Raw genomic sequence first — 11,782 nt, 5'->3', positions numbered from 1 at the left:
CCCAAAGTTTATACTTTGGGCAAGAAACTTGACGAGCTTTGCAGATAGTCAAAGAACCATCTGATGATGAAACTGAACTGCGGGATCAGCTGCGACTTACTCCAGTCTTCACTTTTCGACAGACCGGTAAATGTATCGAGAAAGAACAATATGGCGGCGACGATCAACGCCCCTCTCAGAGCACCGAAGCAGATCCCCAACACCCTGTCAGTACCCGACAGGCCTGTTTTCTCCACCAGCTGGCCTATCACAAAGTTAACGATAGCGCCGACGATAAGTGTCGCGATAAACAGTATCGCGATAGCAATCCCATTCCGAACCAGTTCGTCTTCAAAGCCCGTAAACCAGACAGACAGGTAAGTGTAGTAATGGCTGGCGACAAAGAAAGCACAACCCCAAGTCACCAACGATAATGCTTCACGTACAAAGCCACGGATCAGGCTAACCAGACAGGAAAAACCAATCACCGCGATAATGGCGTAATCAATCCAGACCATAAGTGTCCCACGATTTTACGCCCTGTCGTCCTGTTCGGGGCGCATTCTAACAGAAAAAGAAAACGTTTGCGTAGGGATTTCCTTTCCACGCGTAAATAAAAATGGCGCTGAAAAAATCTTCAACGCCATACGGTTTTATGCCTCTTCGGGCACTGCCGGATAGCGGTGTTAATACCGTATCCGACCGACATGAGACAGCCCCTTAATTAGGGGTATACCCCATCACAACCCCACTCAGGCCGGAGATTTTCTGCAGTTCCCCCAGCGAGTTTTTCAGCTTATCTCTGGACGCATCAGGCCCAACGAGAATTCGGGTTATTTTACCCTGTACCGGCGTTGACGGGGAAGTATATACCCGGAAGCCCGCACCACGTAACTTACCGACAATCTCATTGACCTTATCCGCATTTTTCAACGCACCAAGCTGCACAACGTAGGCTTTCCCGGTTGGTGCCGGCGCGTCTTCGACGACCGGTTTCGGTGCTGGTGCTGGAACGGGCGCCGGAGCAGCAGCAACAGGTTGCGGCTTCGGTTTAGGTTTTGGTGGCTCCACAGGCGCAGGGATAGGATCGAACTCTGCGTTGTTTGCTGCCGTCAAACGCGATGGATCCAACGACGGCGCGGCCGCATCACCGGCACGTACCTCTTCTGCGGCACCTTCCGGCGGTTGCGTTGGCAGTGCCTGCGTCGCCGCAGGCATCATGTCCGGTTCATCGCGATCGCCAGGTTTTGGTACCAGCGGGATCGCCGCAAACTCATCCTGATAATGTTTTTTCTGCCCGTCGAGCAGCCCGGGAAGCACAATCACCCCAAGCGCGACCAGCACAATCGTGCCAACTAATCGATTCTGAAACTTACTCGCCACCGCTTCTCCCCACGTCTAGTACTTCCATGACATGTGCGACAGTGTGAAACGATCCACACACCAACACGGTATCTTCTGGTTTTGCCGCGGCCAGGGCCGCAAGCCATGCCTGAGCCACGCTGTCATAGGCTTCGCCATTACCCAGATGCTCCAGCAGTTGTTCTGCCGATGCACCACGCGGGCCTTCCAGAGGCGCACAATACCAATCGTCAACCACGCTTTTCAACCAGGCTAACGTACCGGCAATGTCTTTATCATGTAGCATACCGATAACGGCAAGTACGCGCCCGCTTTTCACTAACTTTTTCAGACGTTCAGTCAAATATTCTGCCGCATGCGGATTATGAGCAACATCAAAAATCACCCGCGGTGACTCGCTCACAATCTGAAAACGCCCCGGTAAAATAGCCTGCTCGATACCTTCACGAATCGCCTGCTCGCTGACGTTAAGTCCGCTGGCTCTCAGTGCTGCCAGTGCGGTTGCGGCGTTAGGTTGCGGGACCTGCGGTAACGGCAGTTGCGTCAGCGTACCGTGGCTATCAGTGAATGACCAGTCGTTCTCTGTAGCCGAATAGCGCCAGTCCACACCACGGCGCTGCAGTATCGCCCCTGTCTCTTGCGCCACATCCGCGATGGTATAGGGCATTTCCGGTTCACCGACAATAGCCGGTTTCTCTGCACGGAAGATACCCGCCTTCTCGCGGCCAATGCTTTCGCGATCGGGCCCCAGCCAGTCAGTATGGTCAAGCGCAATGCTGGTGACCACCGCGACATCGGAATCGACGATATTGGTTGCGTCAAGACGGCCGCCTAAACCCACTTCCAGAATCACCACATCAAGCTGCGCCTGTTTAAACAGCCACAATGCTGACAGTGTGCCGTATTCAAAGTAGGTCAGGGAAATATCGCCGCGCGCCGCTTCAATCTCTGCAAACGAAGCGGTATGCGCAGATTCCGGCAACTCGCCCCCCTGCACGCGGACACGTTCTGTGTAGCGCACCAGGTGAGGAGAACTGTATACACCAACTTTATATCCGGCCGCGGTGAGCACGGACTCCAGCGTTCGGCAAGTCGTGCCTTTACCGTTGGTTCCCGCGACGGTAAAAACAAACGGCGCAGGTTTTAATACGCCCAGTTTTTGCGCCACCAGACTCACGCGTTCAAGACCTAAATCGATGGTTTTACTGTGCAGGTTTTCCAGATAAGAAAGCCACGAGGCCAGGGGCGACGTGGCTTGGGGAATACGTTTATTGTCCATGATGCCTGTAGATTCGTTACGTTGAGAAAAGCAAAAGGGCAGCGCCTGTGGCCCTGCCCTTTTCAGTTATCAGGCCTCTGATTCCTGATCGGGTACCGGAGGTACCACCTCACCTTCACGTGGTTCATCCGGATTCGGCGCGGGCAGATTCATCAGCTTCGCCAGAACACTTGCCAGTTTCAGACGCATTTCCGGGCGGCGTACGATCATATCGATAGCGCCTTTTTCAATCAGGAATTCACTACGCTGGAATCCCGGCGGCAGTTTCTCACGTACTGTCTGCTCGATAACACGCGGACCTGCAAAGCCGATCAGCGCTTTCGGCTCAGCAATGTTGAGATCGCCCAGCATCGCGAAGCTTGCAGAAACACCGCCCATGGTAGGGTCAGTCAGTACGGAAATGTACGGTAAACCGCGTTCCTGCATTTTTGCCAGCGCCGCAGATGTTTTTGCCATCTGCATCAGTGACATCAGCGCTTCCTGCATACGCGCCCCGCCAGACGCGGAGAAACAGATCAGCGGGCAGTTGTCTTCCAGCGCCTGTTCAACCGCACGGACGAAACGCGCGCCGACGACAGAGCCCATGGAGCCGCCCATAAAAGCGAACTCGAATGCAGCTGCAACGACCGGCATGCCGTGAAGCGTACCTTTCATTACCACCAGCGCGTCTTTCTCACCGGTTTCTTTTTGCGCAGAAGCCAGTCTGTCTTTGTATTTTTTGGAATCACGAAACTTCAGCACATCTTTCGGCTCAAGCTCGCTTCCCAGTTCCACAAGAGAACCTTCATCTAACAGGCTATGCAGGCGATTACGCGCCGACATGCGCATGTGATGGTCACACTTCGGACAGACCTCAAGATTACGTTCCAGCTCAGCACGGTATAAAACCTGACCGCAGCTATCACACTTGGTCCACACCCCTTCAGGAATGCTTGCCTTGCGGGTGGGAGTAATGTTGCTTTTAATTCGTTCAATCCAGCTCATTGGTGACCTTTCTGCCTGAACCCTAGTCAGCTTTGTTATAAGGGGCGCATAATGCCATTTTTGCCCCAAACAGACCATGAATGTTGCACATTAAAACATAACAGCCCGAAACTTTGGATAAAAAAGTGGTCGAACCGCTGAGTTACTTTCTATTTTGCAGCACGTGACGCAGCGCGCTTGTGGCGAATAACTTCAATTACGCCAGGCAATACCGAGAGGACGATAATCGCCACAATCAGTAATTTCAGGTTTTCCTGAACAATCGGAAGATCGCCAAACAAGTAGCCTGCATAGGTGAACAGCAATACCCACAGCAACGCGCCAACAACGTTATACATCGCAAAATGACGGTAGGACATGTGTCCCATACCCGCAACAAACGGTGCAAATGTACGCACAATAGGAACGAAACGTGCCAAAATAATTGTTTTGCCGCCATGACGCTCATAGAACGCATGGGTTTTATCCAGATAGCTGCGGCGGAAAATTTTGGAATTTGGGTTGCTGAACAGCTTCTCGCCAAACAACCGCCCGATGGTGTAGTTCACCGCATCGCCCACAATGGCCGCCACTATCATTAACGCCACCATCAGATGGACATTAAGATCGTTCGTTGGCAGTGCAGAAAGTGCACCGGCGACAAACAGCAGCGAATCTCCTGGCAGGAACGGCGTGACCACCAGTCCCGTTTCACAGAACAGAATCAAAAACAGAATAGCGTATACCCAGATACCGTATTCCGCGACCAGCTCCGCCAGGTGCACATCAATGTGCAGGATAAAATCGATGAGAAAGTAAATCAGATCCATAATTATGCCTTTATACGACTCAAATTAGTCCGCCAGAAATAGCGGGCCCATTGGCGGTTTTGGCAGATCAAATCGGTCAGGGTAATCTACCGCGACCAGATACAGACCTTCCGCCTTCGCCGTTGCTGCTGCTAACGTTCTGTCCTTTGCTGCTAACAGTTCTGCAATCCAGCTCTCCGGCTGGTTGTGGGCGCCTACTTCCATCAGGCTGCCGACAATATTCCTGACCATATGATGTACAAAGGCATTCGCTTTAATATCCACCACCACATAAGTGCCGAAACGCGTAACGTTTATATGCATCACATTACGCCACGGTGTGCGCGACTGACACTGCACTGCCCGAAACGAGGTAAAATCATTCTCGCCAATCAGGCACTGAGCCGCACGATGCATACGCTCAGCATCCAGCTGCTCGTAGTAATGCGTCACGCCTTTTCCCAAAACGGCGGGACGCAACCGATGATTGTAGATGATGTAGCGATAACGGCGAGCCGTCGCGCTAAATCGGGCATGAAAATCATCCGGTACAGCTTTCACCCAGCGCACGGCAATGTCACCAGGTAAATTCGCATTTACCCCCAGCGTCCACGCCGCATCTTTACGTTGCGCGGTGGTTTCAAAATGCACCACCTGTCCCGTACCATGAACACCTGCATCCGTGCGGCCCGCACAAAATACAGTGATGCGTTCATTAGCAACCTGAGAGAGCGCTTTTTCCAGTTTTTCCTGAACGCTGCGCACTTCATTCTGGCGCTGCCAGCCATAATACTTGCTGCCGTCATACTCAATGCCCAGCGCAATTTTATGCGTTGACGGCTGTTGCAGGTCAGACATTAGTACAGGTACTCCTGCACCAGTTTTTCCGCAATTTTTACTGCCATCAATGCGCCGCCAAAGCGCACGTTATCCGCCACGGACCAGAACTGAACCTGCTCCGGCATACCATAGTCGTTATGTACGCAACCAATTGACAGGTGCGGTGTACCAGACGCATCGCCAACCTGGGTCGGGAAATCGGTCTCTTCTGACAGAACAATATCTTCACCACGAGTAAAGGCATCACGCGCCTCTTCTGCGGCCAGCGGGCGCAGCGCTTCAAAATTCACCATCTGCGCATGACCGTAGAACACCGGTGACTGCACGATGCTGGCTGAAATCAACAGACCATCATCTTGCATAATTTTACGGACTTCATCGACGATACGACGTTCTTCGCGCACACTGCCTTCGCGATCGGGCAACAGCGGCAGCATATTGAACGCCAGTTGGCGACCAAAGAAGTCATCCTCGTCAATCGGGATCCCGTTGAGCAATTTCGCACTCTGTCCGGCCAACGCATCTACCGCTTTTTTACCGTGGGCAGAAGCCGAGATAATGTTGGTTACCGTAATCCGTGAAAGACCACCGTCATCGATCAGCGGTTTCAGCGCAGAAAGCAGTTGACTGGTCAGGCTGTTTGGCACCGAGATAACGTTGCGATTGCGGTAGTCTGCCAGTACAAATGGGTTAACGTCCGGGACGACCAGCGGAACGTCAGGTTCAAGCGCAAACAGGCCACTGCTGTCAATCACCAGACAACCGGCATTGGTTGCTTCTTCCACCCATGCCGCAGTGGCTTCAACTCCCGCAACAAAAAATGCCAGCTGTGCCTGGGTCCAGTCAAAGTCAGCGACATCCTGAACAATGACCGATTTACCGTTAAAACGCAGGTGTTCACCAGCACTTTCATTACGTGCCAGCGCATAGATTTCACCGACCGGGAACTGGCGTTCAGCCAGCGTATCGAGCAGGGCTTCGCCTACGGCGCCCGTTGCGCCCAGAATGGCAATATTCCAGCCTTCAGACATGGTGATTTACTCCAGAAATACATAAGCGTCCCTGTCGTATTATTCAACAGGGAGCATTAAGAAGACATTAATGTGCCGGATGATGAACGGCGTTAAAACCCAGCTTACACAACAGGGCTGCGGCAGCAGCGTCGTCACACATTACGTATAAAGACGACCACTCGCGACGTTCAAGATAATTCTTGCGCAGTTTATCAAATTCACCCGGAATTCCAGCGACTTTGCGCAGTGGCGCATCGTCGCGGCGCACATCATACACTAAATGAACCAGCCTTTTCAGTGTTGGCTGATCTAACGGACCATGCAAGGTAATACGGCCAAATTCCGGTGCGGGCAACAGCGTATTCAATGCAACGTGCTGCTCACGACCAATAAATTTGCTATAGGCCTCAAAGACCTGCGTTGTCCCACGCGCTTTCCCTTCCAGGGTATAGCCGGCAATGTGTGCCGTACCAATGTCCGCTTTCTCCAGCAGCGCCACATTCAGATCCGGCTCGCCTTCCCAGACATCCAGCACGACGCTCAGCGACTGCCCGGCGTTGAGTCGGTTCAGTAAGGCGGAATTATCCACGACCGGTCCGCGGCAGGCATTAATCAGAATGGTTCCGGGCTTCAGGCGGCTAATCAGCGCCTCATCGGCCAGATGCAGCGTTTTGTACGGACCGTCTTTAAACAACGGCGTGTGGAAGGTCAACACATCTGCTTGTTCAACCAGTTCTTCCAGTGCGCGGAAATCGCCTTCGTCGCCCCGATCGGCACGCGGTGGATCGCACAGCAAGGTGCGGATCCCTAATGCTTCCAGTCGCGCCTGTAAACGCCCTCCCACATTACCTACACCAACAATACCGACCGTACGGTCACGTAACGTAAAACCGTCGCGCTCAGCCAGCATCAGCAGTGCAGAGAAGACATATTCCACTACCGCAATCGCATTACAGCCGGGAGCAGCAGAAAAACCAATGCCTGACTGCGCAAGCCAGGCATCATCCACATGATCAGTGCCTGCCGTTGCCGTACCGACAAACTTTACCGGTTTTCCACTGAGTAGCGATGCGTTTACTTTCGTCACCGAGCGCACCATTAAGGCATCCGCATCATCCAGTTCTGCGACGGGAATCGGGCGACCGGGAACCGCTTTGACCTCCCCCAAACGACTGAACAGTTCGCGGGCATAGGGCATATTTTCATCAACGAGGATTTTCACGTCTTTCTCACCTGTTTGAGAACGAGAGTTAACCGGGCAAGTGTGCCATAATCTCGCCGCCAGGCATACTGCGAGACCTGGTTAGCACAGATTTAAGGAACAGAGATGATGCAGCCCATTTCAGGTACGCCCGCACGCCCTCCTGGCGAAGGCCAAACTCCCCCTTCCGTTGCCGGCGAGCAGCCACTGTCCACGCAGCAGCGTACCGTTCTGGAACGACTGATTACCCGTTTGATTTCGCTTACCCAACAGCAAAGCGCTGAGGTGTGGGCTGGAATGAAGCACGATTTGGGCGTTAAAAACGATACGCCGCTGCAGTCACGTCACTTCCCTGCCGCTGAGCAAAACCTGAATCAGCGTCTGGGGGTTGCTCAGCAGAATCATGCTAACCGTCAGGTTCTGTCGCAGCTCACTGAATTATTGAGTCAGGGAAATAACCGCCAGGCGGTGAGTGATTTTATCCGTCAGCAGTACGGGCAAACGGCGCTCAGCCAGCTCACGCCTGAGCAGTTGAAGAACGTTCTCACCTTGTTGCAACAAGGGCAGCTTTCAATTCCGCAGCCGCAGCAGCGGCCGGCAACCGATCGTCCTTTATTACCCGCCGAGCACAATACGTTGAATCAGTTGGTCACTAAGCTGGCTGCCGCCACGGGAGAGTCGGGGAAAATGATCTGGCAGTCCATGCTGGAACTGTCTGGTGTAAAAAGCGGTGAGCTTATCCCGGCAAAACAGTTCACCCATTTGGTGACATGGCTGCAGGCGCGCCAGACCCTCAGCCTGCAAAATGCGCCAACGCTGCAAACGCTGCAGGCGGCGCTAAAACAGCCGCTGGAGCCAAATGAGCTAACAGCCATAAAAGAGTATGCGCAGCAAACGTACCAGATCCAGCCGCAAACGATCCTGACAGCGGTACAAGTGCAGGACTTGCTGAATCAAATTTTCCTGCGCCGCGTGGAGCGTGATCGGGAGCAGGAATTAAACGATCCGCGTCATCTTCAACCCATTTTCAGCCCGTTCGCGCCGGTGATTGAAACGGTAAAAACACTGTCGGCACGACCAGGGCTGATGTTTGTCGCCTTGCTGGTAGCATTAGCCCTGTTCTGGTTGCTTGCTTAACCTTTTCGCAGAGTCAGCAGCGTCACGAAAATGCCCACTACAGCGGAAATCGCCCCGGCAAGGAATACCGAGGAGTAGCCGTACGCAGTGGCCAGAACCCCGGCGACAGGACCGCTTATGCCGTAGGAGATATCCTGAAATGCGGCGTAACCGCCGAGAGCCGTACCACGAACCTGGGCAGGCACTCGCTTCACGACCTCCACGCCCAGCGCCGGGAAGATCAGCGAACACCCGGCACCGGTTAATGCGGCTCCCAGCAGTGCAATCCAGGCAGATGGAGCCTGCCACAGTAAAATCAGACCCGCCGTTTCAACCAGTAAAGAGACAACCGCGACCTTCACCCCGCCAAACCTGTCTGGCATCCAGTCAAACAGAATACGCATCAGCACAAACGCGCTACCAAACGCAGTCAGGGTAAACCCTGCCATCGTCCAGCCATTGCTGACAAAGTAGAGCGAAATAAAAGTACCGATTACCGCAAAACCAACGCCCTGCAGCGCCAGGCCCAGACCTGGTTTCCAGATAAGCCCCACCACGCTCCACAAGGAAGGACGCTCTCCTGCATGGGCAGGGACTTTACGCACGGTACCGTTGAACGCCCATGCCAGCAGCGGTAATACCATCGTGGTTCCCGCCAGCGCCGCGAAGCCAAAATGGCTGTGGATCAGTAGCCCCAGCGGTGCACCGGCCGCCAGCGCGCCGTAAATCGCCATTCCGTTCCACGACATCACCTTACCGGAGCGCGTTGGCCCGACCAGCCCAAGCCCCCAGGTCAGCGTTCCGGTGAGCAGTTGGCTTTCACCAAAACCGAGAATTAAACGTCCAACAATCAACAACGCAAACTTCACGGGAACGGAAACGGGCAAAAGCGCCGCTAGCAACCACGCTGCACCCGCCAGCGCACAGGCAAACATCCCCTGCAGCGCCGAGCGCTTGGCGCCATACTGATCGGCTAACCTACCGGCATAACCACGTGTTAATACCGTTGCCAGAAACTGGATGCCCACAGCGATACCGACCATGGTATTGCCATAGCCCAGTTCCTGGTGCACAAACAGAGGAATAACGGGCAAAGGTAAACCGACCGTCATATAGGTCAGGAAAACCGCAAAAGCGATACGAAACAGCGAAAAATTCGCCGAAGGTGTTTTTTCTTGTTGGGTTACAGCTGTCATGCGTTACTCCAAAATGCAGAGTAAGGCGAGGAATGTCCACGCCCCCTCTACCTGACTATCAGGATTAAGGTGCGTTGGATAACGTTAAACGCTTACGCATTATCAAGAGGATAATGTTGAAGCTGGAGTCTGCCTGCGAGTGGCCCTGGCTGTCAACTGTGAAAGCATAGCCGTGCGTGTCAAAGCGGTGATTTCTCTACGAACAAAAAGGGAAATACCGCATCAATGCCTTTCGCTCTGAACCGCCCGGTTACCTGTTCACGCTGCTGCGGCGTCAGGAGCAGGAACATCATATCCCAAATCTCTTTGGGTCCTGCTTCCTGCACGATGTTGCGATCTGGTGCTTCTGTTTTCTCATTTTCATTCAGATACGAGCGTACATACAGTGGGAACACAGAAATATGAAATTCCTCGGCCTTAGATTTCGCACGCTTGCGCTTAACGCCCTCTTTCCCTTCACTGTAAGTATTTAAGCGCAGGCGAACAGCGGGTGCGCTTCCTGGAAACCCCGGTAATTCAAGACACTCTTTTACCGTGAACCACTCTTTTACCATCAGTTTCTTTCCTTTCTGCTGATGAAATAAAAATATTTTTTCTTTTTCGCGAAATTTCAAATTAATTCTGGCAATATTCCCACGATAAAAAGAAAGTAACGTTCTTTTGTCTTTCTAATTTATAACCTGAAAAATATCGGTGCCGATAACACATCTTCTTAGGATTACAGAATGGAACAAAAAAGCCAAGACTGGCATCGTGCAGATATTAAAAGTGCACTGGAAAAAAGAGGTATTACACTCAGAGAATTGTCACGTTCGGCGGGTTTATCTCCTGACTCGCTGCGTAATGTATTTACCCGCAGTTGGCCGCGAGCAGAACAGATCATCGCACAGGCGCTGGAAACCACGCCGGACGTAATTTGGCCGTCACGCTATCTCACGAAATCAGCAAAAAAAGTCGTCACAAAGAATAATCATAAATTATAAATATATTATCCATAATTTACCCGGTAGATTGATTAATATCTCAATCAAATATATTTACGATATTAATAGCACTATCGGTCATTCCCATCAGATTAAATCCTGTTAAAGCAACATACGAATTTATTACCTATTCCATTAACAGGAGTCATGATGAGTTGGAATAAAACAACAGCGGTTAATTATGCTAAATCACACGCGGGTTCACATTCTCAAGGACGCTGCGCGGAATTTACCCGCAAAGCTATTCAGGCAGGAGGTATCACTCTTGGGCATACTTATCATGCTAAAGATTATGGCCCCATGCTAAAAAGTGCCGGTTTCAGCCCCATTGGCCACGTTGAACAGCCCCGGGCAGGAGATGTAATCATCATTCAGCCGTATGAGGGAGGAAACCCAAGCGGTCATATGGCGATATTTGACGGTCAGGAGTGGTACTCCGATTTTAGACAACGTGATAGGTGGGCGGGGCCTGGCTATCGGGCGGCAAAACCGTCATACACCATTTACAGGAAACAGTAATGAAAGCGTTCTCGCTGATTGCTCTGGTTTTGTTCCTTTGTGGCTGTTCTTCATCCCACCGTGACAGCACTCAGGATGTTAAACAATTCTATCTCGCATGGATGTCCGCATATACACAAGATCGGGACACGTCCGCACTCATGCAACGCTATGTGGCAAAAGACGTTATCGATCGCCTGAAACTCATTGATACCCTTTACGAGCAGGAAATACGGGATTCAGACTACTTTATGTACGTTCAGGATTACGACCCTGAATGGATCCCGCGGCTACGGGTTGGAGCAGCTCAGCCCTTTCTCGGTGGCGAAAAGGTGGAAGTGCAATTAGGTGGACCGACAGGCCAGGCACCCATGCTGCTGGAAGTGTATACGCGTTGGGAAGACAGGCGCTGGAAAATTTATCGCGTTCGCGATATTAGCGATCGTTATGAACAGCCCATCTACAGTGCCGGGGATATTACCCGTGCGAAAGCATGGTCTGCGGAGATCGCACCAGAATACAAAAGATGAATAAGTAAAAAAG

Annotated in this window: 14 protein-coding genes; 4 read left to right on the top strand and 10 right to left on the bottom strand. The window is 52.3% G+C overall.

Going from position 1 to position 11,782, the window contains the following annotated elements:
- Positions 1 to 8: 8 nt before the first annotated feature.
- The 8 genes from cvpA to pdxB all read right to left on the bottom strand — a co-directional run bounded on the left by cvpA (position 9) and on the right by pdxB (position 7,467).
- Positions 9 to 497 (bottom strand): colicin V production protein, encoded by a 489-nt coding sequence (cvpA, locus tag QMN38_RS04790; RefSeq protein WP_005129678.1) that lies wholly within the window; start codon positions 495 to 497, stop codon positions 9 to 11.
- A 202-nt stretch (positions 498 to 699) separates the two neighbouring features.
- A complete protein-coding gene (gene dedD / locus QMN38_RS04785) occupies positions 700 to 1,362 on the bottom strand; it encodes a cell division protein DedD (RefSeq protein WP_271440241.1) in 663 nt (220 codons plus the stop codon).
- Positions 1,352 to 2,620, bottom strand: coding sequence for a bifunctional tetrahydrofolate synthase/dihydrofolate synthase (gene folC, locus QMN38_RS04780; protein ID WP_271440240.1), 1,269 nt, complete (start codon positions 2,618 to 2,620; stop codon positions 1,352 to 1,354). The genes dedD and folC overlap by 11 nt, the downstream gene beginning before the upstream one ends.
- A 69-nt stretch (positions 2,621 to 2,689) precedes the next feature.
- Complete coding sequence (gene accD / locus QMN38_RS04775; RefSeq protein WP_137384179.1) at positions 2,690 to 3,604, bottom strand: acetyl-CoA carboxylase, carboxyltransferase subunit beta; 915 nt, start codon at positions 3,602 to 3,604, stop codon at positions 2,690 to 2,692.
- A 149-nt stretch (positions 3,605 to 3,753) separates the two neighbouring features.
- Positions 3,754 to 4,413: a DedA family protein gene (locus QMN38_RS04770; RefSeq protein ID WP_003028140.1), complete on the bottom strand. Its 660-nt coding sequence runs from the start codon at positions 4,411 to 4,413 to the stop codon at positions 3,754 to 3,756.
- Between the two features lie 24 nt (positions 4,414 to 4,437).
- A complete protein-coding gene (truA, locus tag QMN38_RS04765; RefSeq protein ID WP_271440239.1) occupies positions 4,438 to 5,250 on the bottom strand; it encodes a tRNA pseudouridine(38-40) synthase TruA in 813 nt (270 codons plus the stop codon).
- Entirely contained in the window at positions 5,250 to 6,263 is a 1,014-nt protein-coding gene (locus tag QMN38_RS04760) for an aspartate-semialdehyde dehydrogenase (RefSeq protein ID WP_323604629.1), read from the bottom strand. The genes truA and QMN38_RS04760 overlap by 1 nt, the downstream gene beginning before the upstream one ends.
- Positions 6,264 to 6,330: 67 nt before the next feature.
- Positions 6,331 to 7,467, bottom strand: coding sequence for a 4-phosphoerythronate dehydrogenase PdxB (gene pdxB, locus QMN38_RS04755; protein WP_271456209.1), 1,137 nt, complete (start codon positions 7,465 to 7,467; stop codon positions 6,331 to 6,333).
- A 108-nt stretch (positions 7,468 to 7,575) separates the two neighbouring features.
- Between pdxB and flk the strand changes: the two genes are divergently transcribed.
- Positions 7,576 to 8,583, top strand: a complete 1,008-nt coding sequence (flk, locus tag QMN38_RS04750; protein ID WP_323604743.1) for a flagella biosynthesis regulator Flk — start codon at positions 7,576 to 7,578, stop codon at positions 8,581 to 8,583.
- On the opposite strand, the gene QMN38_RS04745 is transcribed toward flk, so the two are convergent.
- Both QMN38_RS04745 and QMN38_RS04740 read right to left on the bottom strand, forming a co-directional pair.
- Positions 8,580 to 9,758 (bottom strand): MFS transporter, encoded by a 1,179-nt coding sequence (locus QMN38_RS04745; protein WP_323604628.1) that lies wholly within the window; start codon positions 9,756 to 9,758, stop codon positions 8,580 to 8,582. The two genes, flk and QMN38_RS04745, sit on opposite strands and share 4 nt — an antisense overlap.
- Before the next feature lie 179 nt (positions 9,759 to 9,937).
- A complete protein-coding gene (locus QMN38_RS04740) occupies positions 9,938 to 10,312 on the bottom strand; it encodes a MerR family transcriptional regulator (RefSeq protein WP_271440255.1) in 375 nt (124 codons plus the stop codon).
- Positions 10,313 to 10,483: 171 nt separating this feature from the next.
- Between QMN38_RS04740 and QMN38_RS04735 the strand changes: the two genes are divergently transcribed.
- The 3 genes from QMN38_RS04735 to QMN38_RS04725 all read left to right on the top strand — a co-directional run bounded on the left by QMN38_RS04735 (position 10,484) and on the right by QMN38_RS04725 (position 11,769).
- Positions 10,484 to 10,741, top strand: a complete 258-nt coding sequence (locus QMN38_RS04735) for a helix-turn-helix domain-containing protein (RefSeq protein WP_323604627.1) — start codon at positions 10,484 to 10,486, stop codon at positions 10,739 to 10,741.
- 150 nt (positions 10,742 to 10,891) lie between these two features.
- Positions 10,892 to 11,260, top strand: a complete 369-nt coding sequence (locus QMN38_RS04730; protein ID WP_271455448.1) for an NlpC/P60 family protein — start codon at positions 10,892 to 10,894, stop codon at positions 11,258 to 11,260.
- Positions 11,260 to 11,769, top strand: a complete 510-nt coding sequence (locus tag QMN38_RS04725) for a YqhG/Tai3 family protein (RefSeq protein ID WP_323604626.1) — start codon at positions 11,260 to 11,262, stop codon at positions 11,767 to 11,769. The genes QMN38_RS04730 and QMN38_RS04725 overlap by 1 nt, the downstream gene beginning before the upstream one ends.
- The last annotated feature ends 13 nt before the right edge of the window (positions 11,770 to 11,782 follow it).

Source organism: Citrobacter sp. R-1.5.2 (genome assembly GCF_035064245.1).
GTDB lineage: Bacteria > Pseudomonadota > Gammaproteobacteria > Enterobacterales > Enterobacteriaceae > Citrobacter.
This window is presented reverse-complemented; position numbering and strand designations above follow the sequence as displayed.

What these genes read in the sequence shown, in the direction of transcription:
- QMN38_RS04770 (WP_003028140.1), bottom strand. Translation starts at nt 4,413, where the DNA reads ATGGATCTGATTTACTTTCTCATCGATTTTATCCTGCACATTGATGTG.
- QMN38_RS04760 (WP_323604629.1), bottom strand. Translation starts at nt 6,263, where the DNA reads ATGTCTGAAGGCTGGAATATTGCCATTCTGGGCGCAACGGGCGCCGTA.
- accD (WP_137384179.1), bottom strand. Translation starts at nt 3,604, where the DNA reads ATGAGCTGGATTGAACGAATTAAAAGCAACATTACTCCCACCCGCAAG.
- folC (WP_271440240.1), bottom strand. Translation starts at nt 2,620, where the DNA reads ATGGACAATAAACGTATTCCCCAAGCCACGTCGCCCCTGGCCTCGTGG.
- QMN38_RS04745 (WP_323604628.1), bottom strand. Translation starts at nt 9,758, where the DNA reads ATGACAGCTGTAACCCAACAAGAAAAAACACCTTCGGCGAATTTTTCG.
- QMN38_RS04735 (WP_323604627.1), top strand. Translation starts at nt 10,484, where the DNA reads ATGGAACAAAAAAGCCAAGACTGGCATCGTGCAGATATTAAAAGTGCA.
- QMN38_RS04730 (WP_271455448.1), top strand. Translation starts at nt 10,892, where the DNA reads ATGAGTTGGAATAAAACAACAGCGGTTAATTATGCTAAATCACACGCG.
- flk (WP_323604743.1), top strand. Translation starts at nt 7,576, where the DNA reads ATGCAGCCCATTTCAGGTACGCCCGCACGCCCTCCTGGCGAAGGCCAA.
- QMN38_RS04740 (WP_271440255.1), bottom strand. Translation starts at nt 10,312, where the DNA reads ATGGTAAAAGAGTGGTTCACGGTAAAAGAGTGTCTTGAATTACCGGGG.
- cvpA (WP_005129678.1), bottom strand. Translation starts at nt 497, where the DNA reads ATGGTCTGGATTGATTACGCCATTATCGCGGTGATTGGTTTTTCCTGT.
- truA (WP_271440239.1), bottom strand. Translation starts at nt 5,250, where the DNA reads ATGTCTGACCTGCAACAGCCGTCAACGCATAAAATTGCGCTGGGCATT.
- QMN38_RS04725 (WP_323604626.1), top strand. Translation starts at nt 11,260, where the DNA reads ATGAAAGCGTTCTCGCTGATTGCTCTGGTTTTGTTCCTTTGTGGCTGT.